The 23,184-nt window shown below is 58.3% G+C and carries 22 protein-coding genes; 9 read left to right on the top strand and 13 right to left on the bottom strand.

Annotated elements, in window-relative coordinates; genetic code table 11:
- Positions 1–18: 18 nt before the first annotated feature.
- The 4 genes from ACIX8_RS16745 to ACIX8_RS16730 all read right to left on the bottom strand — a co-directional run bounded on the left by ACIX8_RS16745 (position 19) and on the right by ACIX8_RS16730 (position 4,500).
- Positions 19–633 carry an RNA polymerase sigma factor gene (locus tag ACIX8_RS16745; protein ID WP_044176947.1) on the bottom strand — a complete coding sequence of 205 codons (615 nt, stop codon included), beginning with the start codon at positions 631–633 and terminating at the stop codon, positions 19–21.
- A gap of 254 nt (positions 634–887) precedes the next feature.
- Positions 888–2,240: an MFS transporter gene (locus ACIX8_RS16740; protein ID WP_014266556.1), complete on the bottom strand. Its 1,353-nt coding sequence runs from the start codon at positions 2,238–2,240 to the stop codon at positions 888–890.
- A 148-nt stretch (positions 2,241–2,388) separates the two neighbouring features.
- Positions 2,389–2,694 carry a hypothetical protein gene (locus ACIX8_RS16735; protein WP_044176945.1) on the bottom strand — a complete coding sequence of 102 codons (306 nt, stop codon included), beginning with the start codon at positions 2,692–2,694 and terminating at the stop codon, positions 2,389–2,391.
- Positions 2,695–2,697: 3 nt separating this feature from the next.
- Positions 2,698–4,500 carry a VWA domain-containing protein gene (locus ACIX8_RS16730; protein WP_014266554.1) on the bottom strand — a complete coding sequence of 601 codons (1,803 nt, stop codon included), beginning with the start codon at positions 4,498–4,500 and terminating at the stop codon, positions 2,698–2,700.
- A 418-nt stretch (positions 4,501–4,918) separates the two neighbouring features.
- Here ACIX8_RS16730 and ACIX8_RS16725 point away from each other — a divergent pair, with 418 nt between their 5' ends.
- Complete coding sequence (locus ACIX8_RS16725; protein WP_014266553.1) at positions 4,919–5,260, top strand: carboxypeptidase-like regulatory domain-containing protein; 342 nt, start codon at positions 4,919–4,921, stop codon at positions 5,258–5,260.
- 119 nt (positions 5,261–5,379) lie between these two features.
- Here the strand turns inward: ACIX8_RS16725 and mtnA are convergent, their stop codons facing one another.
- Together mtnA and ACIX8_RS16715 are read right to left on the bottom strand one after the other, a co-directional pair.
- Complete coding sequence (gene mtnA / locus ACIX8_RS16720) at positions 5,380–6,432, bottom strand: S-methyl-5-thioribose-1-phosphate isomerase (RefSeq protein WP_014266552.1); 1,053 nt, start codon at positions 6,430–6,432, stop codon at positions 5,380–5,382.
- Positions 6,433–6,556: 124 nt separating this feature from the next.
- Complete coding sequence (locus tag ACIX8_RS16715) at positions 6,557–7,477, bottom strand: LysR family transcriptional regulator (protein WP_014266551.1); 921 nt, start codon at positions 7,475–7,477, stop codon at positions 6,557–6,559.
- 107 nt (positions 7,478–7,584) lie between these two features.
- Between ACIX8_RS16715 and ACIX8_RS16710 the strand changes: the two genes are divergently transcribed.
- Both ACIX8_RS16710 and ACIX8_RS16705 read left to right on the top strand, forming a co-directional pair.
- Positions 7,585–8,463: an NmrA family NAD(P)-binding protein gene (locus tag ACIX8_RS16710; protein ID WP_014266550.1), complete on the top strand. Its 879-nt coding sequence runs from the start codon at positions 7,585–7,587 to the stop codon at positions 8,461–8,463.
- A gap of 62 nt (positions 8,464–8,525) precedes the next feature.
- Positions 8,526–9,362 carry a type 1 glutamine amidotransferase domain-containing protein gene (locus tag ACIX8_RS16705; protein ID WP_014266549.1) on the top strand — a complete coding sequence of 279 codons (837 nt, stop codon included), beginning with the start codon at positions 8,526–8,528 and terminating at the stop codon, positions 9,360–9,362.
- A gap of 296 nt (positions 9,363–9,658) precedes the next feature.
- On the opposite strand, the gene ACIX8_RS16700 is transcribed toward ACIX8_RS16705, so the two are convergent.
- The 3 genes from ACIX8_RS16700 to ACIX8_RS16690 all read right to left on the bottom strand — a co-directional run bounded on the left by ACIX8_RS16700 (position 9,659) and on the right by ACIX8_RS16690 (position 12,081).
- Positions 9,659–10,546 carry a pyrroline-5-carboxylate reductase gene (locus ACIX8_RS16700; protein WP_014266548.1) on the bottom strand — a complete coding sequence of 296 codons (888 nt, stop codon included), beginning with the start codon at positions 10,544–10,546 and terminating at the stop codon, positions 9,659–9,661.
- Between the two features lie 21 nt (positions 10,547–10,567).
- A complete protein-coding gene (locus ACIX8_RS16695) occupies positions 10,568–11,419 on the bottom strand; it encodes a TIGR03435 family protein (RefSeq protein WP_014266547.1) in 852 nt (283 codons plus the stop codon).
- A 104-nt stretch (positions 11,420–11,523) separates the two neighbouring features.
- Positions 11,524–12,081: a DinB family protein gene (locus ACIX8_RS16690; protein WP_014266546.1), complete on the bottom strand. Its 558-nt coding sequence runs from the start codon at positions 12,079–12,081 to the stop codon at positions 11,524–11,526.
- Between the two features lie 640 nt (positions 12,082–12,721).
- Between ACIX8_RS16690 and ACIX8_RS16685 the strand changes: the two genes are divergently transcribed.
- Positions 12,722–13,618, top strand: coding sequence for an RluA family pseudouridine synthase (locus ACIX8_RS16685; RefSeq protein WP_014266545.1), 897 nt, complete (start codon positions 12,722–12,724; stop codon positions 13,616–13,618).
- Between the two features lie 174 nt (positions 13,619–13,792).
- On the opposite strand, the gene ACIX8_RS16680 is transcribed toward ACIX8_RS16685, so the two are convergent.
- Positions 13,793–14,218: a hypothetical protein gene (locus ACIX8_RS16680; RefSeq protein WP_044176941.1), complete on the bottom strand. Its 426-nt coding sequence runs from the start codon at positions 14,216–14,218 to the stop codon at positions 13,793–13,795.
- Positions 14,219–14,345: 127 nt separating this feature from the next.
- Positions 14,346–15,206 (bottom strand): TIGR03435 family protein, encoded by an 861-nt coding sequence (locus ACIX8_RS16675; protein WP_014266543.1) that lies wholly within the window; start codon positions 15,204–15,206, stop codon positions 14,346–14,348.
- A 202-nt stretch (positions 15,207–15,408) separates the two neighbouring features.
- Between ACIX8_RS16675 and ACIX8_RS16670 the strand changes: the two genes are divergently transcribed.
- Complete coding sequence (locus ACIX8_RS16670; protein WP_190273682.1) at positions 15,409–16,212, top strand: helix-turn-helix domain-containing protein; 804 nt, start codon at positions 15,409–15,411, stop codon at positions 16,210–16,212.
- Between the two features lie 89 nt (positions 16,213–16,301).
- Entirely contained in the window at positions 16,302–16,742 is a 441-nt protein-coding gene (locus ACIX8_RS16665; protein WP_014266541.1) for a VOC family protein, read from the top strand.
- Here ACIX8_RS16665 and ACIX8_RS16660 read toward each other — a convergent pair.
- Positions 16,729–17,394 (bottom strand): HAD-IA family hydrolase, encoded by a 666-nt coding sequence (locus ACIX8_RS16660; protein ID WP_014266540.1) that lies wholly within the window; start codon positions 17,392–17,394, stop codon positions 16,729–16,731. The genes ACIX8_RS16665 and ACIX8_RS16660 overlap by 14 nt on opposite strands.
- A gap of 34 nt (positions 17,395–17,428) precedes the next feature.
- Positions 17,429–19,750: a DUF4838 domain-containing protein gene (locus ACIX8_RS16655; protein ID WP_190273681.1), complete on the bottom strand. Its 2,322-nt coding sequence runs from the start codon at positions 19,748–19,750 to the stop codon at positions 17,429–17,431.
- Between the two features lie 129 nt (positions 19,751–19,879).
- Between ACIX8_RS16655 and ACIX8_RS16650 the strand changes: the two genes are divergently transcribed.
- The 3 genes from ACIX8_RS16650 (at position 19,880) to ACIX8_RS16640 (ending at position 23,081) form a co-directional block, all read left to right on the top strand.
- Complete coding sequence (locus ACIX8_RS16650) at positions 19,880–21,256, top strand: alpha-L-fucosidase (RefSeq protein WP_014266538.1); 1,377 nt, start codon at positions 19,880–19,882, stop codon at positions 21,254–21,256.
- A gap of 66 nt (positions 21,257–21,322) precedes the next feature.
- The gene (locus ACIX8_RS16645) at positions 21,323–22,249 is read left to right on the top strand and encodes an AraC family transcriptional regulator (protein WP_014266537.1); all 927 of its coding nucleotides are present in this window, start codon (positions 21,323–21,325) and stop codon (positions 22,247–22,249) included.
- A gap of 91 nt (positions 22,250–22,340) precedes the next feature.
- Positions 22,341–23,081, top strand: a complete 741-nt coding sequence (locus ACIX8_RS16640; RefSeq protein ID WP_014266536.1) for an SDR family oxidoreductase — start codon at positions 22,341–22,343, stop codon at positions 23,079–23,081.
- Positions 23,082–23,184 lie beyond the last annotated feature (103 nt).

Here is a 23,184-nt window from a genome sequence, read left to right as displayed (position 1 = left end):
TTAAATGCCAGTTTACAGTTAGTTGCGGTTGGAGAACATCGCGGCGGCGGGGCACTCGCAACTGCAATTGAGGCAGCCATGCGTGGCGCAGGCGCCGCAGGTGCGCAGCAGAGCGCGTTTCAGGGCGGCGCGGGCGCGGTGGGCTCGGACGGCGGCGTTGCCGGCGGTGATGCCGTGGCGATGGGCGAAGTCGGTGAGCGAAGCCTCGTCCAGATCGACCTCGCGGATGAGTTGGGCATAGTTCGGGGTCAACGACGGCAGCACGGCTTCGATGCAGTGACAGACGAAGCTGAAGGTTGCCGGATCGTGCGGAGCCAGGGCCGAGGCCTCTTCGGGGCCCGCTCCCAACTCTGTTGCCCAGCGGTCGAGGGTGGCGTTCTCCGAGCCGCGATGACGGTAGTGGTCGATGACCGCGTTGCGCAGGATGCGATAGAACCAGGCCACGATGGACTCGTCCTGCCGCAGGCCGCTGGAGTGCTCGACCGCGCGCAGGTAGGCCGATTGCAGGATGTCTTCGGCGACAGCGGGATCGGACACACGGCGGCGGACGAAGCCGAGGAAGTCGCGGCGACGGTCCAGCAGTGCGGAGATGGTCTCGGTGGGCATAAGAGAGCAGCAAAAGCCTGTAGTCATAGATGCCGGGGGAGGAAGGTTCGCTTCATCCCCCGGCTGGTATTAGCAGGAGCAGTTGCATCCACAGTCTTTGCAGTCCGGGCAGGTGCAGAGCGGGCCACAGGGGCAGGTGCATTGGGTCGTCATGGTGTCGTTTCCTTTCCGGCCGTTTGTCGCGGCTATACATGCTGACGGAAGGACAGGGAAAGTATTACACCCCAAAGTTCAAAAGACATGACCGCAGTCATGTCCTTTGAAATGACACTCTCCTGTGATCAGGCGGCGCTGAGGGGGAGCTCCGGCTCGGAAGGAGCTCCGAGGCGCGGGACGAGGACCTGGAAGATCAGCAGGGAGACGAGGTAGGCTCCGGCCGCCATCTCGAAGACCAGCAGCGGGTGCAGCGAGAGGTTGTGTTTGACGACCCAGGTAAAGCCTGCGCCACCAGCTGCTCCGGCAGCTCCACCGATGCCGACGACAGTAGAAACAGCGGTCGAGGGAAACATATCCGTGGGGGTAGAGAAGAGGTTTGCCGACCAGCCCTGGTGGGCTGCCGCAGCCAGCGCAATCAACAGCGTGGCAGGCCAGGGGTTGTTGGGAAAGAGCGTGCCCATGTGCGGGACGAAGACCAGGGGGAGCACGCAGATGGCCATCAGCAGCATAGCGATCTTGCGGCCACTGTTGACGGAGTGTCCCCGGCCCATCAGCCAGCCGGAGAGAGTGCCTCCGCCGATGGAGCCGACCGACGAGATGACGTAGACGGTGACGATAAACCAGTAGGCATGAGCCAGATCCAGGCCGTAGTTGCGATTGAGAAACTGGGGAAGATAGAAGAGGTAGAACCACCAGACGCCGTCTGTCAGCCCCTTGCCGATGGCGAAGGCGTAGGTTCCCCGGTTGGTGAGGATCTTGCCGAGGACGGAGCCGCCGGCAACGACGGGTTCCAGATTGCGCTGCGTGGTGGTAGAGCCGCGACGCAGCTTGTTGTAGGGGAAGCTCAGCCAGAGGACCAGCCAGACCATTCCCATGGAGCCGGTGGCGAGGAAGGCCGAACGCCAGCCCCAGCGCGATGTGACGAAGGTGATGAGCAGCGGCGCGATGAAGAACGAGACGTTGGAGCCGGAGTTGAAGATGCCGACGGCCTTGGCGCGTTCTTTGGCGGGGAACCACTCGGTGGTGGCCTTGATGGCGGCAGGGAAGTTGCCGCACTCTCCGAGGCCGAGGAAGACACGAGCGATGCAGAAGCCCATGACCGAGGTGACCAGCGAGTGGCTCATGGAGGCCGCGCCCCAGATGAGAATGGCGAGGGCATAACCGGTCTTGGTGCCGAGCTTGTCGATGATGCGGCCGGCGAGCAGGAAGCCGATGCCGTAGGCGATCTGGAAGTAGATGATGACGTTGCCGAAGTTGTTATCGAAGACGGGCTGGTGATGCGCGTCCGCAGCGAAGTTCCAGCCCATGAAGGGGGCGTTGTGCAGCAACGGCTCGATGAAGGAGAAGACCGAACGGTCCATGTAGTTGATCGTCGTCGCCATGAACAGCAGGGCGCAGACGAACCAGCGTACGTTGGAACCGGTAGGAGCTTCTGAGGTAAAGCCGGAGTCGTAGGACTCGGAGGTTGCTGCGGACATAGGTCGGGCTCCTGAGGATCGAGTGCGGCGCAAAGTGTCGATTTTTGTCGTGCGCCCGCCGATGTAGGACAAAACGCGTCGCCAATGAGCATAGCTTGGCGATAGCGGTAAGTGTCAAGAAAGCGGACAGACAGGTTTTCTAGAGATCTTAGCGGGCAGTGCTAAACCATAGAAAATAGGGGTACAGCAGGAAGAAGAGCAGCAGCGCAAGTGCCATGAGATCCATGTAGATACAGAGCAGGACGCCGCCGTGATACAGGCTCCAGCGGCGCTGAATACAGCGCACGGTCTCCGCCGTTCCGAGCATCGCGACGAGTGCCGGAAAAATGAGCAGCAGCGTCGGGCGAATGTGGGGGAAGTGGGATATCGGGATGGCGGCCAACACGCTGCCCAGCACCAGAACATTGCCTCGTGCGAGGGAGCGGGTGCGCGGGTTGAAGAATCTATGGGGCAAGGTTTAATGGGGGGCCGGTGTCGCCGATGGGGTTGTAGGGGCACTGTGCGCGGGAGCCGTGGCGGGGGCCGCTGCGGGTTGTGGGTATACGGGCGGAGCGAGGTGGCCGACGCTCGAAAGGGGGAACTCCACGACGCCAATCCGGTTCGAGGGTACGTCTCGGATGCCGATCCGCAGGAAGGCCTCTCGCCCGGCTTGCGAGCTCACCTCAAGATGGGCCGCAAGGGGTTCCTGCATGAACCGGTTATAGGTCTCCGGCTTCAGCTCTAAGTGGAGGAGGCTGCCGGCGGCGTTCAACAGCTTTCCATCAGGATCATATACGTAGGCTTTGAACTCAATCGAACCGCTATAGAGGCCGTTGCTCAGCTGCGTGAACTGGAAGTCGCTCGGCAGCGCGACGAAATCCACGTCGAAGCGCTGGAAGGGGCCTTTCATGGGGATATAAGGATCGAGCTGGTTGCCCTTGGCTACGGTATCTTCGGTAGCGGTGGACGCGGGCAGCACCCGTACTTTGAAGAGGATTCCTACAGGGGCCGGAGCCCCCCGGCGCATTGCGGCGACGATAGAGGCCGTATCCGGATTCGCGGCGGGGGCAGGAGGGGGAGGGGTCGTAGTTGTCACCGCCGGGGCGGGGTCTGCCGCCTTGCTGGGCTGGTTCGGATCGTCCGTGTAGTAACCCTGGCGGTAGGAGAGCTTAAGCCCCTGAGAGGCCGGAGCTCCGGCCAGGTTGACGCGGATATCGCGGTACGGTTCCTGTCCTTTGGGATTCGACGGGATGTAGGCCAGGGTGTAGTAGTCCGATCCCGCCGCTATGATTTTAGATACGGTGTCGAAGAGCCCGTTGGTGTTCTCGAAGACGCGGCCTCCGGTGCTGTTCGCCAACTGGTTCATCGCTGTGCGATCGGCGGACGGTGTGCTGCCTGGGGTTGGCGGGCTAATGGCCACGGGGTAAACAGCTACCTGTCCCTGTGTGAGCAGGTCTGCTGTCTCGTGCAATTCGTTGCTGTCCAACTCCGTACCGGCGGCGGTGTTTTTGCGCGTGGGATCGGGAAAGAGATCCAGAGGAAAAGCGCCGGAGAACCAGATCAGGTTTTTGTGGCCGGGAAGGCCTGCAAGATAGTGCGCCAGTTGGTTGAAGGCATCCAGGGTGTACTGCGGATGGAGCCGCATTTGAAGGGACTTCTGTTCGGCCTCGAACTCCTGCAGGTTGGTGGCTGTCTGCTCCATTCCTTGACTGACTGCGTTCTCCATGGGATGGTCCAGCTGGATAGCGGCACGCGGGATGAGTTTGTGCTCAACCGCGTCTTTCAGCGTCTCCGGATCGGAGGTGAAGCCCTGCAGGATGGTGAGATGGTTCGCCAGCCCCAGGATGGCGATGTGTGTGCCGGGGGGGACATTCTTCACATACTGCTGCAGTTGGCTGCGGAGAAGAGCCTGGTCCTTCGGCGAGGTGTTGAGAGCATCCAGCAGCAGGATGTTCAGCGTTCCATGGGGAGGCACGGGCGTGTAATTGGTGAACGTGCCTGGGGGCATCCCGGCAAACCCAAGGGCGTGTCCCTGAGGGGTCGAGGGGGTGTGCTCCTCGAAGAGGCGAATCTGCTGGGGAGTCTTGCTTTCGAGCAGTTGGAAGTTCTCTTTGGTGAGGCCGTGGACTGGATGGCCGTTCGAGTCCTGTACGACGACATCGACTGCGACTGGTGGCAGGCTGCTGGGGTTGCCTGGGTGCGGTTGCGTGCCGGCGCTTTGCGCTACGGCATACCCGCCCAGGCAACAGGTGAGGAAGACTCCCAGCAAGAATTGGCGCATCGTCTGACTCCGAGTGATTTCGGTGGAGATACTAGCCATTAGACGCGGGCTGTCATCAGCAAGTTCCTTTGCTTGTTTTTTGCCAGGGTCTGTCGTCAAACTGCAATTCGAGGTAAAGATTGAGCAGCGCAAATCGTTTGCTGAAGCCATGCTCTTAACGAAACCATGCCGCAGCAAACTGTTTGCACGGTTCGATTTCACTCCAGAAGCAGTTTGATGACAGCCCCTAGTCGCTTTTAGTGGGAACAAAGTTCTGAGTTTGTGCGTATCAGGTTCAGGACTCACTGTGTTTCGGCCCACCTCTGTCACATCCAGGGATTGTTTTCCAAAAACTTTGCCATTGCCTGCAGCGTTTTCTTGAAGGACTTCGATGCTGCTCCTGTATGTCTAAAGCCAGATTTTTACCTGAAAGGAATCGATGCTCAAATTCTCTATATTTTCCGCTGCTATCCTTCTTGCTCTTGCGCCAGGCCTTCTGCAGGCGCAAGATTCTTCGTCGACAGGCTCTATCGTTGGCAGTGCCGATCCCGGCGCTCAAATCATTCTCACAGGAAATGACAGCGGCTCCGTCATCGGTATCATGGCGACCTGTGAAGGGACATATAAAGCAGAAAATCTCAAGCCGGGACGTTACTCGATTGTCGAAGGTGGGCCTCATCACGCTGTTCGGAAGCTCTCTGTCGAAGCCGGAGGCGTCTCGCACGTGGACCTGGGCGCTGCCAGTGCAGACTCAACTCGTAAGTGCAACGCCAAAGATTAAAATCGCTGACCCTTGGGGCGGATCTGCTGGACGAGCACTATCCAGCAGATCCGCCACGGAAGATGCACTTCCGTGATTCCGCTATACACCTACAGGAGATTTGCTCCCGGGGAAATGCTCTAGTTTGTGCCCTTTTGCGCCATCGCCTTGATCGACTCGTCGAAGGGCGCGCGCAGCACACCGCGTTCGGTAATGATCGCTGTGATGTACTTCGCGGGGGTCACGTCGAAGGCGGGGTTTTCGATGCCCACGCCGTCCGGGGTCATCTGCTTGCCGTTGGAGTGGGTTACCTCGCGGGCATCGCGCTGCTCGATAGGGATGTCGTTGCCGTGTGCCGTAGCGAGGTCGATGGTGTTGAACGGCGCCGCTACGTAGAAGGGAATCCCGTGCTCCTTGGCCAGGATGGAGACGCCGTAGGTGCCGATCTTGTTGGCGGTGTCGCCGTTGGCGGCGATGCGGTCCGCACCGACGATCACGGCCTGGATGCGGCCCTTGCTCATCAGGTGCGCGCTCATGTTGTCGCAGAGAACGGTGGTGGGGATGTTGTCCTTCATCAGTTCCCACGCGGTGAGACGAGCGCCTTGAAGGAAGGGACGGGTTTCGTCGGCGAACACGTGGATCTTGTGGCCGGCCTCGATGGCACCGCGAATCACGCCGAGTGCCGATCCGTAGCCGCAGGTCGCGAGTGCACCGGCGTTGCAATGCGTCAGCACGGTGCCTTCCTTCGGCATCAGTGAGGCGCCGTGGGCTCCCATCCGCTTGCAGGCGGCGATGTCTTCGTCGTACAGCCGCTGGCCCAACGCTACGACGGCGGCCTTGATCTCCCGGATCGGCGTATTCTTCGCGGCGAGCTCGTTGTAGAGATCGCGCACCTGGGCGATGCCCCAGAAGAGATTGACCGCGGTGGGGCGGGTCTTCGCGAGGGTCTCGCAGATGACGGCGACCTCTTCGTTGAGGGCGGGAATGGTGGTGGCGGTGCTGCGGTCGATGCCGATGGCAACGCCCATAGCGGCGGAGACACCGATGGCGGGAGCGCCGCGCACGATCATGTCGCGGATCACGGTGGCGACTTGCTTATAGTCGGTGGCGAGAACGTAGGTCTCTTCGAGGGGGAGCTTGGTCTGATCGAGGAAGTTAACGCCTTCAGGCGTCCATTCAAGGGTAGGAATCATGTCTCTTTCAGTTTATCGCGGACGAGGGTGTGCGGTTGTCGTGAGGGCTGTGGGAAGGGATGTCGGGGGAAATGCTGGCTGAAGCCCCTGGCGGAGTTGTAGTTGTAGCGCGGTAAGGATGCCGTTACCCAGCGACATCGGAACGCTGCCCTGTCACGGTCTGCACGAAATCGATAAATACCCGCAACTTCGCCGGGGGCAATGTGCGAGAGGGATAGAGCATGTAGAGAGGGAATGTTTCATCGGGCCAGTCCGGGAAAAGATCGATGAGTTTGCCAGAATGGAGTAGTGGCTGAATCTCAAGGTTCATCACTTGCGCGATGCCGACGCCTGCGAGGCAGGTCGCCAGCAGAGTGCCCGCGTCCGTCAACATAAGCCGGCTATCGGTTTTGACCGGGACGACTTTGCGGCCCCTACGAAATTCCCATTCATACGGTTGCCCGGTGGCAGAATTGCGGAATTGAAGACAATTATGGTGACTGAGATCGGTGGGTTTGCTCGGGCGGCCGAATTTGTTGATATAGCCGGGTGCGGCTACGGTGAGAATGCGGGTATCCAACAGCTTTCGAATGACAAGCGAAGATGGAGCCGGATCTCCGAAGCGAATGCCGACATCGAAGCCCTCACTGACCAAATCTCCCAGCAAACTTCGTGTCACCAGTTCCAGAGAAAGTTCAGGATAACGATCAAGGAACTTCCCAATCTGTGGAGCGATGAGCAGCCGTGAAAACAAGGGGTCGATATTGACGCGCAGATGCCCCTTGACTGAGGCGCCTGTTCCGCTCGCCAATGTCACAGCATTCTTAATGCCGTCGAGCAGAGGCGCGATCTCCTCGTAAAACTGCTTGCCCTCTGCGGTCAGCTTCACGGTCCTGGTTGTGCGATGAAACAACCGTATGCCAATCCGGACTTCCAATTTGGCGATCGCGCGGCTCACCGCAGATTGAGTGACGCCCAAGGTGTTGGCTGCTCTCACAAAGCTCCCTGACTCAACCACGGCTGAGAGTGTGGCAATTCCGCCGAGGATACGAGCGTCTATCTCCATATTGATGATTTTAGATCATATGTCTTGTGTGACATATGCGTGAATTGCGTGCGTATCCTCGCGAATCTTATTGGCCGTAACAGGAAATTTGATTTGAGGAGATACATATGTACACAGTCATCGGCATCACGGGGAAGACGGGCGGCACGGCAGCAAAGGCACTTCTTGCTCAAGGGCATAAGGTCCGGGGCGTCGTCCGCAATGTGGCCAAAGCGGTCGAATGGCGGGAGCGAGGCGCGGAGATCGTCGCAGCAGAGCTTTCAGATAGAGATCAGATGGCACGCGCTTTCGAGGGAAGCGAGGGCGTGTACGTCATGCTGCCGACCTACTTCGAGGCGCAGGACATGTTCGCGGAAAACACCAGGGACCTGACCAGCCTGAAGCACGCGGTGATGGCCGCGGGCGTTCGCAAGGTTGTCTTTCTTTCGTCCATCGGGGCCGAACGCGAAACCGGAACTGGAGCCATCCTCAAGCTGCACGCGCTGGAAGAGGCCTTTTCGAACCTGCCGATCTCGACGGCCGCCATTCGCGCGGGCTGGTTTATGGAGAACTTCCATGGACTTATCTCTTCCGCCCGGGAAACGGGCGTGCTCTGGAGTTTTCTCGATCCTTTGCCTTTGCGTGTGCCCATGATCGCTACCAAGGACATAGGCACGCTTGCCGCAGACCTGCTTCAGCAGACATGGTCGGGTCATCGAGTGATTGAGCTTGCAGCAGAGCCCGCGCTCTCTCCAATCGACGTTGCGTCAAGCTTCAGCAAAGTCTTCGGCAGGGAGATCAAGGCCTCTATTGTTCCGCGAGACCAATGGATCCCCACCTATCAAAGCTGGGGTCTCACCCCGCGCTCTTCTGAAGCGATGGCCGAAATGATTGAAGGATTTAACAGCCACTGGATTGCATTTGGAAGTACGAGCGCCGAGCGCGTCGTTGCAGCAACAACACTGGAACAAGTGCTGCAGGAGACTCTCAGCTCGACACAAGAATAAGTAAGCAGCGGGACAGAAAGGCGAGAAAGAGGAACGACATGAAGATATGGAGGAACATTGTTATGGCAGCAGCAATCACGGCAGCCTCAGTAAGCGGCGCTTCGGCGCAGCACGGCAAAGGAAAGATTCTCGTAGTTCTTTCGAGCGAAACGACACTTCCTTTGAAAGATGGAAAGACATTCGAGACCGGCTATTACCTCAATGAGCTGGTCGACCCCGCGATGCGTTTCAAGGACGCTGGCTATGAGCTTGTCTTTGCCAATCCAAAGGGCAACATACCGCAAGTGGCAGCCGACTCCATCAACAAGACGTACTTTGGCGATAGCGAAGAGCGTCTGAAAGCAGCCGTGGAATTTCAGAAAACGTTGAGCGATCTCGATCATCCGCTGACACTTCGTCAGGCGATCGAAGGCGGCTTAGATCAGTACAAGGCAGTGTTTGTTCCCGGAGGACCTGCGCCCATGATCGATCTGATGGCAAGCCCTGAGCTTGGAAAGATTCTTGTCTACTTCCACAAGCACAATAAGACGACCATCCTGCTGTGTCATGGACCGGTCGCTCTCGCTTCGGCAACCAGTGACCCGATTGCCTACCAGAAAGCGCTCCGCTCAGGCGATCTCGATGCGGCCCGCAAGATCGCCGCTGGGTGGCCCTATGCCGGGTACAACATGACCATCTTCAGCGACGCAGAAGAGAAGATTGCTGCCCAGTATGTCTTCAAGGGCGATCCGCTCTTCTTCCCGCAGGATGCTCTGCAGGTCGCGGGAGGAAGTATCTCGAATGCGGCGGAAGCCTGGCAGCCGCATGCGATTGAAGACCGCGAGTTGATCACAGGCCAGAACCCTGCTTCAGATGCCCCTCTGATGGACATCGTGCTGCGTACGTTGAAGAACCAGTGAGGAGCGTGCTTCACGCAGAGCGGGTTGCTTTTACCCGCTCTGCGTAAGCAGGAGAGTCATGCACAGTCTTGGCAGCACCGAAAAAAGCAATTCAGTCGCTTCGGCTACGCCTTTGCTCCAGCGTTACCACCCAGCGAGCGAAAGCGGCTCGCCGGGGCCCGGTTCTTCGGCAGAGTGGAAAGGGCTTGGCTCCGGCTTTTACGGCCCGGCTGAAGCCGTTCCCTTCCGAGTCTTGCCTCATGATGCTGTTTGCACGGCTCGATTTTCAATCCGAAATAGCAATTTGATGACACACCCTAGCTCTTGCGCTGATCAATGCGAGGATTCGCGGCTCCGGGGAGCTGTGTGTCAAAGGTCGCGCGGCCGTGGATGCGGTCAAGGATCAGGTTCAGTGCAGCCTGGAGATGATCTGCCCACCCGGCGGCTTGTAGTTCGCGCCAGGCATGCTCATTGAGGCCGCCAAGGGTCGAGTAGTCCGCGCTGAGTCTGGTGAAAGATTCTGCCGAACGATTTCTCGCAGCCGAGGCCAGGTTGAAGAACATCTCGCCCACATAGGCGCGTGAGGCTTCCGGCTTGAAACCACGTTCGATCAGCCAATCGTCCACGGTCCCCATCATGCCGAAGTATGTGCCCATGAGCGAGGTGACCGCGCTGATCAGATCGAGGTGTGCCTCGTCTTCAACGCGAATCAGGCTTCCCAACCCGTCGAATAACCGCAGGATCTCCGCAGATTGTGTGTAGAGAGCCAGCGGCCCCTGTCGCTCCGCAATCGGCGGCAGCGGAATAGCGCGGGAGATCTCATTCGCCGGCGCCACCAGCGACGACAACCGCTTGACGCTGAAGGTTGCAATCAGGCTGACGATCTGCTGATCGGGCCGGAAGCGCAGGGCTCCGAGGACCTCTTCGGTCACCTGCGGCCGCACTGCGAGCACGACGATTTCGCTTCCGTCCACGACAGCCTGGTTATCGGTGGCGACCTTGACGTTGGGGTACCGGAGTGCAAGCCGGCGCGCGAGGGTGTCGTTTCGAGGAGAGAGAAGGATCTCCGCACGCTGGTCGTCGAACCCGCATAGCCCCATCGTCAGGGCCTCCGCGATGGTGCCCACTCCGATGATGCCAACCTTGGGCACGACGTTGAGATCGAGAGGGGTGCCGGTGGATTGTGAGTGGTGCCTCTGATACATCGGATTCCTTTAGTTTGTAAATCAGTTTTCTGTTGGCTTCGTGATGTGGTCGACCACGAGATTGGGCACGGACTCGTGTACCGCTTCGAGCTTGAGCCCAAGCTGCTCCTGGATCGCGGTGAAGATCGACGGCCAGCTGTCCGGATCGTGCGCTGACCACTCGCGGCCAAACTGAAGCGTGTAATTGTAGGTTCCGGTGAGACCCGTTTTATCCACGACGGGCGCCTCTACCATCGCGCCCAGAGTCGCGGTGAGGGCCCGCATCGGGGCATTCGATCCGTCGAGCTCAAGGCCATGTTGCGACCCATGCGCCTGAACGTTGGCGGGTGGAGGCGTGGCCGGCGCTTCACCCTCGGGCGGCGGGGGCACAACCTGCAGCTTCGAGCCGCCTTTACCCAGAACGAGGTTGTAGATGGCGCTATTGCGCGTTTCAAGATGCGTCTTCAGGCCGAGGCGCTCGGTCAACAACACGCGAATCGCGTTTCGCTTTTCCAGCCGGACCTCGTTAGCGGTGAGCTTGGCGAGCCTGGCGTCGGCGGCTTCGTCCGAGCGGGCCTGAATGTCGTAGAACGTGTTCGTGGCCCAGTCCGGTGCGCCGGTAACCGGGGCCTCGAAGCCGTAAGCAATCTGAAGAAGGGCCTTGATCGGAAGGTTCGTGGCTTCGAAACGGCTGGAGTGCGGCGGGCTGGAGACGGATACGTGGAAGTTGGCGTCCGGCGGCGGTGCAAGACGGATGGTGGCAACGTCAAAGGTGAGCGTGGGCGTATAGTTCGGTTCTTCCACGATAGGGGTCTGCGCGTGCACACAGAGGGCAGGCACGAAGATGAGAAGGGCCGCGAGCAAACCAAGATGTCGCTGAACGATGCGGAACATGGGCGTAGGACTCCTTGTGGGAATCATACGGCTGAACGAACGGTCCGGTTCCCGCATTTACGTCGAGCCGAACGACAAACAAATTTTGCGTCGAACCGGGTGGCCTATTTCGGGAGCACCACGCCTGCTGACCAAGGTGGCACGATGCCGTTCATGCGGGCGTAGGCGATCAGTTGGCCCATGTGCTCGTTATCGTGACAGATGATCCGCAGGTACATCCCGTCTACGTTCACGGGTTCGCCATAGATCTTCACTTTGCGTTGCAGATCGCCAGGCTTCAGTTGGGCTCGCGCTGTCTTCACCGCCTCAAGAGAGCGCCGCAGGTAGGCCACCACCTCCGGCTTGGACACGATCTTTTTCTCTACATCGTTGGATGCAAGCTCGGGCGGCATCTTCGGCCCGGTTACGCTGAGCAGGTAGTAGTTCGATTGGGCGATGTGCATGAGCACTTCGCTCACGGAGCGCACTCCCGGCTCCGGCCGCCAACCGTACTTGTCGGCCGGAATCGCCTCGGCCATCGAGATCAGCAGGCGCGAAACGTATCGCCATTCGCCGTCGTAGCCTTGCCAGATTCCCTCGTTGGCAGCCGCCTCAGCAGGGGTTTGGGCGTGTAGTGTGCAGGCGCCTAAAAGAAGAGCAACGAAAACCAGTCTTCTGAGCATCCCCACACTTTAGAGCAAATCTCCTGTTACTGCGAAGTGGGATCGGGTGTGCAGCGCCGTTTTTCTGGGGGAAAACGGCCATAAGCGTCGTGGTTTCGCTATACACCTACAGGAGATTTGCTGTAGCAGGTTATTCGAGAGTCGATTAGGTCGTATCTGACGAATCGGGGCCCCCGGTCGTAGAGCGAAATCAAGCTCGTTGCACGCATAGTTTTTTTGTTCCCCGACAGAGACGTCATCCTGAGCGTAGCGCCTCGCGTTTTTTGCGAGGTGCGGAGTCGAAGGACCCCGAAGGACTTGATCTCGCCTAGGCTGTTGGGATCTTTCCAGCACGAGAGTTCAGGCTCGAGCGATCGAGGTTGAAAAGGTTCTAAGAGTCTGGGCAAGAGGGTAACCCTCGGGGTCCTTCGACTCCGCGTCCCCAAAAGCTGGGACGCTCCGCTCAGGATGACGCTTCTGTGCGGAGACATAAAACAAAAAACACTACGGTGGCAAAGAACGCCACCTCCGGTTGAGATGACAGTTTTTAGGGAATTCGAAAAAGAAAACTCTACGGCTATGGGGGAAACTGCTCTAAATCCAGTGACGCTCGAAACCCGGCAACTCCTGCAGTAGATACCATAGCTTAGACTCAAACCACATGCTCAACCGGGGCTATGCCTACACGACAATCATCGGCAGCAAATCCCGTGGACAAACCCTGCTCTCCCACCTGGCAAGTCTTTACCCCCACTCAACCCTACAAGCCTGGCAACAAAATCTGGACAGCGGCGAAGTCACCCTCAACGGCATCATCGCTACCGGAAGCGAATCGGTTACTTTAGGCCAAACCCTTGTCTGGGAGCGTCCACCCTGGATCGAACCAGACTCTCCTCAGCACTTCGAAGTCCTGTTGGATGACTCCCATCTGTTGGCCGTCAACAAGCCCAGCGGGCTGCCCACCCTCCCCGGCGGCGGCTTCATGGAAAACACACTCCTGCGCCTGGTGCAAAAGCAAAACCCCAACGCAAACCCTGTCCACCGGTTGGGCCGCGCCACTACCGGCATCGTTCTCTTCGCCAAAACACCGCAGGCGGCCTCTCAACTATCCGCAAACTGGAACACCTCCAGAATTCAAAAGATCTACCGAGCGCTGGCTCAAGGCGTTGCACAGCAAGACGCCTACGAGATTCTCACCCCCATCGGCCTTGTACCGCACCCGCTCATCGGTTCTGTGTGGGCCGCCAGCCCCAGTGGCAAACCGTCGAAGTCATTGGCAAAGGTGATCTCACGCACCACGAGCACCACAACCTTTGAGGTAAGCCTGCATTCGGGCCGCCCTCAGCAAATCAGAATCCATCTGGCCTCCATCGGCCATCCCCTGGTAGGCGACCCTCTGTACGGCTTAAACGGCCAGCCTCTTGAAGATCGCCCCGGGCTGCCGGGCGATGGTGGGTATTTCCTGCACGCCCAATTTCTGAGATTCCACCACCCCATCACCGGAGAACAAATCACTCTTGAGGCAGCTTTGCCGTCTGGATTCTCATTGCATCAGTAGGTTTGTGGAGGGAATCAAATTGGGGTGGCCGTTGAAACCTGCGCGATCCCGCCATTCCGAATCGCGACGAAGCGTGGTTAACAACACTCCGATATCGTCGGTGACCATTGCTTCTGAAAAGCGCGTTTTGTCGGGGCCGAATCTGCTATTGACGATTGCCGAGTTCAAAGTGAGTCATGCCCAGGTACATCCAATTTTCAATGCAATCTCGTTTGCTTCAACAATCTCAACCGGGTCCGGCTCCTTGGCGCAGGTGTGAGTCACCAGAATGAATTCGCGGACGTTCGAGAGTACCCAGACCTGGAAGTAGCTGGGGGAATTCCCCCTAACTACGACAGTCCCGAACATTCCGAAATCGCAGATGCCTGAACGGCTCGACTTCTCCTTGACACCCTGAACATTACTCGCCATCTTCTCGCAGATTGCAACGAGTAGTTGCTCGCTGGCATTAGGAAGCTTGCCGGCTCTGAACTGGGCGAGCGAGATCTGCAGCGCTCCAGAGTCGGATGTGGCACCTCGGACGTATGTGGTCGGAGCGTTAGGGATTTTGACTTCGCGCCATCCTGGATGGAGCTGCACTTTCAACTCTGGCTTCGTCACATCAGAATTCTATTACTCACGTCAACGTCGACTTGGGTCAGTACCGATAAGTCAGCCTACCGTGATTGATCCGGTGCATGACGGGCGATGGCCCATGGATTTCGTAATATCTCGTAATGTTGCACGCTTAGTCCACTTCCGGTTTCTGGGCTGCATCCACGACCAGCGTCTCCACCGGCCCCTTGTTTGGGAGCAGCTTCAGCCCCAACTGCTCCTGCACTGCAGAGAAGACCGACGGTGCATCGGCGTTGTCGTCGTTGCCAGCCTCTGCCTCTTCCGGGCGAAAGTGGAGCGTGATGTCATACAGGCCCGTCAGCCCTGTTGCGTCGTGCACCGGCTTGCCCAGCACACTCCCCAGTGTGCTCGTCAGTGACTGCACCGGCATGCCCGTGCCCTCGTACGCTCCGGGGCCCATCATCATGGAGCCCTTCTTGTACTTGTCAGGATTCGCTTTCCTCTCCTCGTCCGAAGGCGCCTCGATGGCCGTCGACACCTTCAGCTTTGACCCGTTCTTGTCGACCACGAGGTCATAGATCGGCAGGGTCTTCGTCTCCATGTGGACCTTCAATTGAAAGCGCTCGATCAGCAGCTTCTGCAGCATCTGCTCACGTTGCGCCACGCTCAGCTTCTTGTAGGCGGCTACGTCGTCGCCACTCACCTTGGCGGTCAGGTCAAAGGTGCTGCTTTTCATCCAACCGCTCAAGCCGGATACCTGATACGTCTTCAGGTTCCACGCGCTGCAGATCATCGACTCCAGAGGCAGGTTTATCAGGCTCAGGCCATCCTCCGTCATCCGCCACATCATCGAGTGATCCTCGGCGGGATGTGGTTTCATCACAGCGACGTCCCACTCCGGCAGCGGGCCCGCCGCTGGCGCGTTGGTGCCTCGGTCCACGTCCGACATCGTCAACTGCGCCCGTATCGGCTGCGCAAGCAACATAAGAGCTACCACGATGGCAGCGGCAGGTCCCCAGGGAGACTTTGTCATATCCTCACTCCTAAACAACATCGTTCGTTATCGGAAACCCAGGTTGACCCTTGTACGAGCCGTATCTTCCGGCGCGGAACTAAACCGTCTTCGTGAGATTCCATAGTAACTGGCCGCATGCGGAGGACCGCTATCGATAGGTTGGCTGCTCGTGACTGATCTCGCCGGCACGATCTACACTTGTAGGCCAAAGGGGATGCTTATGATCTACCTTGAACGTCGGCCGGTTCTCCCGCTTGCGTGTTTTGTAGATCGCCTCTGGTACTGCCGGGCGCCTGCCCTGCCTCATGCCCGGGAGCGGGTGCTTCCTACGGGAAGAGTGCAGATTCTCTTCAACCTGGCATCGGATGCACTCACGGACTGCTGCGCGCAGACCGGCGAGGAGATCGGCAGGCTTTCTCCTTCATTACTGGTGGGCCCACGGAGTCAATATGAGCTGATTGATTCTCGAGACCTGCTGGAATTGGTCGGTATCCTGTTTCATCCGGGGGGTGCTGCACCTCTCGTGCGGGAAGATGCCGGAGCTATTTTTGAGCAGTCCATTCCCGTGGAGGATGTGCATTCAGGGACGGACCTGCGAGACCTCCTGCGCGAGTTGCCAGATCCTGTTGAGAAGCTGACGGCTGTTGAGCAGTGGCTGCTCTCCCTGACGCGCCACGGGAGCGCTGCGCGAAAGCCCCTGGTTGTTGAGGGGCTCAAACTGCTTCGGCAGCACAGCGTACAGCAGGTGGCGTGCTCGCTGGGTGTTAGTGAGCGGAGACTGCATCAGGTATTCAAGACGGAGGTCGGCCTGTCGCCCAAGCAGTGGGCCAGCACGGCACGTTTCCAGAGAGCGATTCGGCTTCTGCACGCTGGACAAATCCCGCGGTGGGACAAACTCGCGCTGGACTGCGGTTATTACGACCAGTCGCATTTTTGCAGAGAGTTCAAGGCGTTCTCCGGTATCGACCCGTCAACCTACGTAGTGTCCGTCGGTGAGTGGGCGAACCATGTCCGGGAGGGCTAAAGGTTTTTGTTTTGCGTGTCCGTGGATTTCCGATTTTTACAAGACTTTGGAGATCTGTAGAGGGAGGATCACAGGTGGAGGATGAAGCTATGAAAAACCCTGGCAACATACGCGTGACTACTATCCCGGCGATTCGATACGTGGACCCCGACCAAGCGATTCAATGGCTCAAGACGGCGCTTGGTTTTACCGAGAAGGCGGTATACCGTAGCCCGGCCGGCATCGTCGAACATGCTGAACTGGTTCTAGGTAACGGCATGGTCATGATCGGGACGTCCGGGCACAACCAGCAAACGGCTCACTGGTTTGTTCAGCCACACTCGGTAGGTGCTGTTACCTCTTCGGTGTATCTGATCGTGCCGGACTGCGGTCCTGTCTATGCTTCGGCAAAGGCAGCGGGAGCCGAGTTCATGCAGGAGATGGAGACCAAGAGCTACGGCGGAAGTTCTTTTATTGTCCGTGATCCCGAAGGACAGATATGGGCGCTGGGCGAGTACGATCCGTGGTCGAAGGAAGCTACCTCTGAGTGAGTTCAATCTTCAGAGACTCGCCTTCGCTCCGAATCGAGACATCGCGAAAATCACGGATGAGAGGCTGGTAGCGCAACTCCTGGGCTGAGAACGTCGTCAGGAGACCCACTACCTGCATGCCCGCGCTCAGCCCCGCATCGATACCGGGGCGTGTGTCTTCAAAGACGATGCACTCTTCCGGTGCTACGCCCAACTGTTCCGCTGCGAGAAGGAAGCCTTCCGGATCGGGCTTGCCGTTGCGGATCTCATCCGCAGGAACGATCACCCTGGGTAGAGGCAAGCCCGCGCCGATGACACGGGCTTCGGCCAGCTTCCTCCAGGCGGAGGTCACGATCGCCCAGGGGTGATTCTGTTTCTGGAGCGCCTGCACAACCTCTGCGGCTCCCGGCACAGCCAGGATTCCTTCCGTTTGTGTCTCTTCGGAATGCTCAAGCTCCGCCAGTTCCTCCGAATGGTCTCGTCCGGGGAGAAACTGCTCAAGAGTGGCTATCCCCGGACGCCCGTGGGAGAACAATAGCACCTCTTCAAGAGAGAGGTTGTGTCGTGCCGCCCACCATTTCCACGTGCGTTCTACGACCGGAGTAGAGTCGACGAGCGTTCCATCCATATCGAACAGGACGGCTTTGCCTCTCAGGCTGACTAGTTCACTCATGCTGTTTATCGTCGCATAGGTGTTACGAAATGGCTTATGTAACGACGATCTGATCGGTGTAAATTTCGGCTACGTGGCCGGCAAGGATATGCCAGGAAGGCATGTGGAGCATGCTTTCGCCGTGGACTTTTATGTATCGAGCTTTGACGGGCGTGCTCAGAGCGGCTCGGAATGATTGGAGCGGAACCTTGGCAATATCCGGATTTTCCTTGGGGTTTGGATTGTTCGGGTTGACGATCTTGATCTCGTTGTCGAAGTCTTTTCCGTTGGCCGAGAGGGCATAGGTGACATAGGTCGGCAGCACCATGATGTTCCATTCGGGCTGGGCCTGGGCATTGAGAAAGTCCATGCTGATGGATTGAACATCCGTGACCTCTCCGAGATCCAGGACGAAGTCCATGTGCTTGCCCTTGTAGTAGACCCAATGAATATCGGGCGAACTCCAGGACTCCCAGGACCCGAAGATGCCGTCCGTCAGCTTTGGCAGGACAGCCTCTCCCCCTTCAGGGAGAGTTACAGGAGTGATTGTTTTTTTGAAGGATTTGTTCCTGGAGATCTCGTCCATGTTGCGGAAGACCCTGTCATAGGAGGCCTGGTAGTCATCCGGTGTTGTGCTTCTCTCTCGTACCTTCGTCACTCCATCTTCTTTGCACAAGCTTACAAAGGGATAGACGAGCGCCTTCATCTCCGGCTTTACGAACGGCTTGCCATCCGGCGTATGCGCGAACATGCTCCGCGGCGTATCGACTTCGTTGCGACCGATCTGGATCTCGGCATAGACGATCGGAAGGCGCGCGATCTTCACGCGTGTGAGTAACTCCGGGTTTGTTTGAACAGCCTTTTCTGCCTGGTCAAATAACGACTGATAGACCTTCAGCATGTCCACGGACAGATAGGCGTCTTTCGCCGCTTCCGGGCTGCCGAAGATGTCGAGCTTGAAGCCGGTGGCGAGCAGCGATTCCCGCATCTTATCGATGTACTGACGGATGTAAGGCCCGGCGGCTCCGTAGTAGCCATTCAGGAATTCGTTAATGATGGCGTTGTCATCTGCTTCCGGATTCCACATTAGTTCGGCGATGAGATAGGCTCTCAGCGCGGCCATCTCGCCGCCGACCTGGCCGTTCGTCTGCATGTAGAGCGAATTGACGTGGTGCTCGGTGAAGAACTTGATGTTGGGTTTGATGGTGTGGAGATTCGGAAAGGGACTTACCAGGTTGGTGAACTGGATATCGTAATCCCAGATAAGAATATTGCTGGCGATCTTATTCCAGGCCAGGAACTCCTGGGTAAAGCGAGGATCGGTCTCGTAGACCGGAGCGTGCCGCCGACTTTCGATATTGCACAGCATGATGTTGACGTTGGGCTCGGCCTGTATGTTCTGCGGCGGCGTTCTGGAGTACCAGTAAGCCAGGGTAGAGATCGTCTTGTCGGGAAACGCTTTGGCTACGCCGTTGACGAAGTACAGGATCGATCCGCTGGGCACATTGCCGTACTTGGTGTTGAGCGTCGTGCAGGGGCCGCAGCGGCAGTATTGATCGTTGTCATTCTGGCTGACCGACCAATAGGTGGCGCTGGGATTCGCGGCGATCTTCGTGCGTAAGTTGGTGATCACGATCTGGAGAACTTCGGGATTAGAAAGGCATAGCTGCGCGCCCGGCTGCCGGTGGCCGTCGATCAGAGAAAAGTATTCAGGATGCGTCTTGCCGTACTGGTCCGGGGGAAGCAGTTCATTGAAGGTGTGAACGAACAATCCCCAGGCGTCCCGCGAAGAAAGTTTGTGCCAGTCTGTGTACTCCGGCTTGAGAGTGTCTGGGTAAGAGGTGGTGCGGTATCCCACCACAGGAACGACTACGACCTCTTTGGTCGGAAGGCTGACCGAGCTTGTCGTCGGAACCTGGATCACCGTGGACTTGTACATCCTGAAGCCCCAGAGCTCCAGCAGGCCATAGATGCCGTACAGCACCCCTTTTCCTGAGCCACCGGCAACGATCAGTTTCTTCCCGGCGGGGTAATACGCAAATCCATCTTCTTTGAGTTGCTTGAAGTCAACCTTCTGCGTCTTTGCATAGCGTGTTTGACCGATAAAGAAGGCAGGGCCACTCCGATAGTCGCCCTCCTTCCTGATCACCGGATTCTTGTGCGCGATCTTAGCCAGATACTGTTGCAGCTTCTCGGCGGCCTGCTGTTCCACAGCGCTCGCCTGGTCGGGCACAACAATCTGATACTCGGCCAGCTCTCGCGTACTCACCTGCTTGCTGCCCTGGGGTTTGTTGATCGTCGCCCATGTGGTGTGCGGCAGAAAGCTAAAGCCTGCTGCGATCAAGCCTGAATTTCTTAGGAAGTCGAACCGGGTCATCGTTGTGTGCGATTTCATAACTTTGTGGGTTGATGCTAGCAGATAGTCATTCATCAGCGGTAATAATGTTTCATTACCGAATCTGTTAGCCTGCAGTCAGAAGTTTCGAAAGAGGAGAATGCGAGCGAGATGGATCACATCAGTCGTCGGAGTATGCTGGTTGGCACTGGGGCTGCGTTAGCGAGTGCAGTGATGGGCGCGAACGCTCAGACGAAGGCCGCGAGTGCGCCTCAGGCATGCCCCGCGCACCCTGCGCCCGCCTCTTCTCCTGCACCGACGGCCGACCAGGCTCGCCGGCTGAAGTGGTGGAAGGAGGCACGGTATGGCCTCTTTATTCACTACGGTCTCTATAGCCTTCACGGCCGCCAGGAGTGGGCGGTAGAGAAAGAAGCGATTCCATGGTCTGAGTATGAGAGCCTGGCTCGGAGATTTTCTCCCAAGCCTGGGGTCGCTAAAGAGTGGGTCAGGATCGCGCAGGCCTCCGGCGCCCGATACATGGTGGTCACGGCGAAGCATCACGAAGGCTTTTGTAACTTCGATACGAAGCTCACCGACTTCAATTCCATGAAGCAAGGGCCCAAGCGCGATCTCGTTCGGGAGTATGTGGAAGCTGCGCGCGAAGCGGGAATGCCGGTAGGTATCTATTACTCCCTGATGGATTGGCATCATCCGGACGGGGAACGAAGCTCTGTCGATGAAGCCGCGCGAAAGCGCTTCATCGAATACACCTTCGGTCTGATCCGGGAGTTGCTTACGAACTACGGCAAGATCGACATCCTCTGGTATGACGGTGGCATGCCTCTGGAGGCCGAGGGTTGGGAGGCCGAGCGCATGAACAAGATGGTCTTTGCCCTGCAACCGGATATCGTGGTGAACGGACGCAATCATGCGTCCGGCGACTTCTCCACTCCAGAGCAGAGCATCATCGCAGCCAACAATGGACGAGCCTGGGAGAGCTGCATGACCCTGAACGAAAGCTGGGGCTACGATGCGGCGGATGATGAGTGGAAGTCGCCACGCACGCACCTGCGAAATCTGATTACCTGCGCTCGGGATCAGGGCAATTTTCTGATCAATGTCGGTCCTACGGCAGACGGCACGTTTCCCGAGCCGGCGGTGCGAATCCTGACCGAGGTTGGAGATTGGCTGAAGGGCAACGGGGAAGCGATCTTCAACACCGACCCTTGCCAGCCGTGGCGGCCTTCGTATGCGATGTTTACGCGACGCGCGAATACGCTTTATATGCACGTCCACTTCTGGCCGGGCAGCGATGTTTCGCTTTCGGGGCTGCAGACGAAGGTGAAGTCGGTGCGTCTGCTGAAGAGCTCTACCTCTCTTGCGTTCACACAGGATGCCTGGAGGGTGCATATTACAGGCCTTCCGGCCGAGGTTCCCGATCATCCGATAACGACGCTCGTTCTGGAATGTGAGAGTGAGCCGCGGATGAACCTGGACCACGAGCTGCGCCTCGCGAAACCTCGCCTCGGCGTAAATGTGACGCTTTGAGCCAGTTAGGGTTCGGAAGATATTTGCCGGGTTGCACGATGAAGCGGATTGCCTGATCCTCTTTGGATGAAGACAAAACGAAGTGTGCTGGCGGAGTTGAGAGTCGAACTGGCCGAGACGATTGCGCGGCAGTTGCCGAGTGAAGGCGACTTTCCGAGCGCAGTGCCAGGGCTGCATCTTTTCCGCCGGCATACGCCGATAGTTGGCGCATGTCAGGTGTATGAGCCTGGGGTCGCTGTGGTGGCACAGGGCGCAAAGGCGGTTGACGTCGGCAGCGAACTGATTTCCTTCGGTGAAGGGATCTGGCTATTGACGCCGCTGCATGTTCCCGCCATGTTCCGGATCACGAAGGCGAGTGATGAGCGGCCTTATCTGGCGTGTGCGATCGTGCTGGACATGCAGGCGGCGCGGGAGATGATTGCCGAGGTCGAGGCGGCTCCTGGCGATGGAGCCGTAAAAGGCCTGGCCGTAACGACCGGACCTATGACGGTGGAGTTGTTCGACGCGGTACTCCGCATGGTTCGCCTGAACGAGAGCCCGCAGGACATCCCGGTGCTCTCCAGGCTGCTGCAGCGGGAAGTCCTGTACCGTCTGCTTACCAGCGCCTGTGCGGGAGTCATGCGGCAGATTGTGACGGCAGGTTCGCAGAGCCAGCGTGTAGCGCGGGCTGTGGATTGGCTGCGTCTGAACTTTCGTGAGCCGTTGCGGGTTGAAGATCTGGCGCAGCATGCGCACATGGGGGTGTCGACGCTGCATCACCACTTCCGCGAGATGACCGGCAACAGCCCTTTGCAGTTTCAAAAGCAACTGCGGCTCTTTGAGGCACGACGTCTGATGCTGACGGAAGGAATGGATACGGCATCGGCTGCATTTGCGACCGGCTATGAGAGCGCAACGCAGTTCAACCGCGAGTACCGGCGGCAGTTTGGACAACCCCCGCGCAAGGACGTCACCGTGTTGCAGGGAGGGGAGTCACTGGCGTTTGCTGGCTGATGCAAGAGCTTTAGGCAAGGAATCGGAAGAAGTAGGCTAACGAACGGAAGCTCTGCGAGCCTAGTGTTGTTCTCAAGGAGAGCAACAAACCATGGCTGACATTCAAGGCAAAGTTGTAGTGATTACAGGCGCCAGCAGCGGTATCGGTGCAACGACGGCAAAGGCGCTGGCAAAGCAGGGCGCTGCGGTTGTTCTAGGCGCACGGCGCAAGGATCGGCTGGATACGCTGGTCAAGGAGATCGAAGCGGACGGCGGAAGGGCTGTTGCCGTGGCTTGCGATGTGACGAAGCGTGGGGATCTGGTTGTGCTGGTTGAAGCCGGGGTAAAGGCGTTCGGCAAGGTGGATGTGCTGCTGAACAACGCGGGCATCATGCCGCTTTCTCCGATGAGCGAGCTTCGTGTGGAGGAGTGGGACGAGACGATCGACGTGAATGTGAAGGGCGTGCTGTATGGCATCGCGGCTGCGCTCCCGATCTTCGAGAAGCAGGGCAGCGGGCACTTTATCAACGTGTCGTCGGTTGCAGGCATTCGCACCTTCCCAAGCGCGGCGGTCTACTGCGGATCGAAGTGGGCTGTGGGTGCGATCACGGAAACACTGCGGCAGGAGGTCGCGGCGAAGAACATCCGCACAACGGTGATTCTGCCGGGGGCGATCTCGACCGAGCTTGGGAACAGCATCCACCACCAGGAGACAGCAGAGGCCCTGGCCGGATTTCTGACGATCGCTGTGTCTCCACAGTGCATCGCCGATGCGATTGCATTTGCGATTGGGCAGCCGGCGAATGTGGGCGTGCACGAGATCGTGGTGCGACCTTCCGTGCAGACACTCTGATGGTCGGACGTTGGGCAGGAGGGGCGGCTTTGGCTGCCCCTTTTTGCGTTGGTGGTGACTGGAGGGATTGCGGGAGGCCGTACATGGCATCCTTCATTGGATT

The sequence above is a fragment of the Granulicella mallensis MP5ACTX8 genome, assembly GCF_000178955.2.
In the GTDB taxonomy this organism is placed as follows: domain Bacteria; phylum Acidobacteriota; class Terriglobia; order Terriglobales; family Acidobacteriaceae; genus Granulicella; species Granulicella mallensis.
Note: the sequence above shows the minus strand (reverse complement) of the source record. Positions and strands in the feature narration are given on the sequence as shown.

Coding starts and splice junctions, on each gene's coding strand:
- ACIX8_RS16745 (WP_044176947.1), bottom strand. CDS start 633: ATGACTACAGGCTTTTGCTGCTCTCTTATGCCCACCGAGACCATCTCC.
- ACIX8_RS16740 (WP_014266556.1), bottom strand. CDS start 2,240: ATGTCCGCAGCAACCTCCGAGTCCTACGACTCCGGCTTTACCTCAGAA.
- ACIX8_RS16730 (WP_014266554.1), bottom strand. CDS start 4,500: ATGCGCCAATTCTTGCTGGGAGTCTTCCTCACCTGTTGCCTGGGCGGG.
- ACIX8_RS16725 (WP_014266553.1), top strand. CDS start 4,919: ATGCTCAAATTCTCTATATTTTCCGCTGCTATCCTTCTTGCTCTTGCG.
- mtnA (WP_014266552.1), bottom strand. CDS start 6,432: ATGATTCCTACCCTTGAATGGACGCCTGAAGGCGTTAACTTCCTCGAT.
- ACIX8_RS16715 (WP_014266551.1), bottom strand. CDS start 7,477: ATGGAGATAGACGCTCGTATCCTCGGCGGAATTGCCACACTCTCAGCC.
- ACIX8_RS16710 (WP_014266550.1), top strand. CDS start 7,585: ATGTACACAGTCATCGGCATCACGGGGAAGACGGGCGGCACGGCAGCA.
- ACIX8_RS16705 (WP_014266549.1), top strand. CDS start 8,526: ATGGCAGCAGCAATCACGGCAGCCTCAGTAAGCGGCGCTTCGGCGCAG.
- ACIX8_RS16700 (WP_014266548.1), bottom strand. CDS start 10,546: ATGTATCAGAGGCACCACTCACAATCCACCGGCACCCCTCTCGATCTC.
- ACIX8_RS16695 (WP_014266547.1), bottom strand. CDS start 11,419: ATGTTCCGCATCGTTCAGCGACATCTTGGTTTGCTCGCGGCCCTTCTC.
- ACIX8_RS16690 (WP_014266546.1), bottom strand. CDS start 12,081: ATGCTCAGAAGACTGGTTTTCGTTGCTCTTCTTTTAGGCGCCTGCACA.
- ACIX8_RS16685 (WP_014266545.1), top strand. CDS start 12,722: ATGCTCAACCGGGGCTATGCCTACACGACAATCATCGGCAGCAAATCC.
- ACIX8_RS16675 (WP_014266543.1), bottom strand. CDS start 15,206: ATGACAAAGTCTCCCTGGGGACCTGCCGCTGCCATCGTGGTAGCTCTT.
- ACIX8_RS16670 (WP_190273682.1), top strand. CDS start 15,409: ATGATCTACCTTGAACGTCGGCCGGTTCTCCCGCTTGCGTGTTTTGTA.
- ACIX8_RS16665 (WP_014266541.1), top strand. CDS start 16,302: ATGAAAAACCCTGGCAACATACGCGTGACTACTATCCCGGCGATTCGA.
- ACIX8_RS16660 (WP_014266540.1), bottom strand. CDS start 17,394: ATGAGTGAACTAGTCAGCCTGAGAGGCAAAGCCGTCCTGTTCGATATG.
- ACIX8_RS16655 (WP_190273681.1), bottom strand. CDS start 19,750: ATGACCCGGTTCGACTTCCTAAGAAATTCAGGCTTGATCGCAGCAGGC.
- ACIX8_RS16650 (WP_014266538.1), top strand. CDS start 19,880: ATGGATCACATCAGTCGTCGGAGTATGCTGGTTGGCACTGGGGCTGCG.
- ACIX8_RS16645 (WP_014266537.1), top strand. CDS start 21,323: ATGAAGACAAAACGAAGTGTGCTGGCGGAGTTGAGAGTCGAACTGGCC.
- ACIX8_RS16640 (WP_014266536.1), top strand. CDS start 22,341: ATGGCTGACATTCAAGGCAAAGTTGTAGTGATTACAGGCGCCAGCAGC.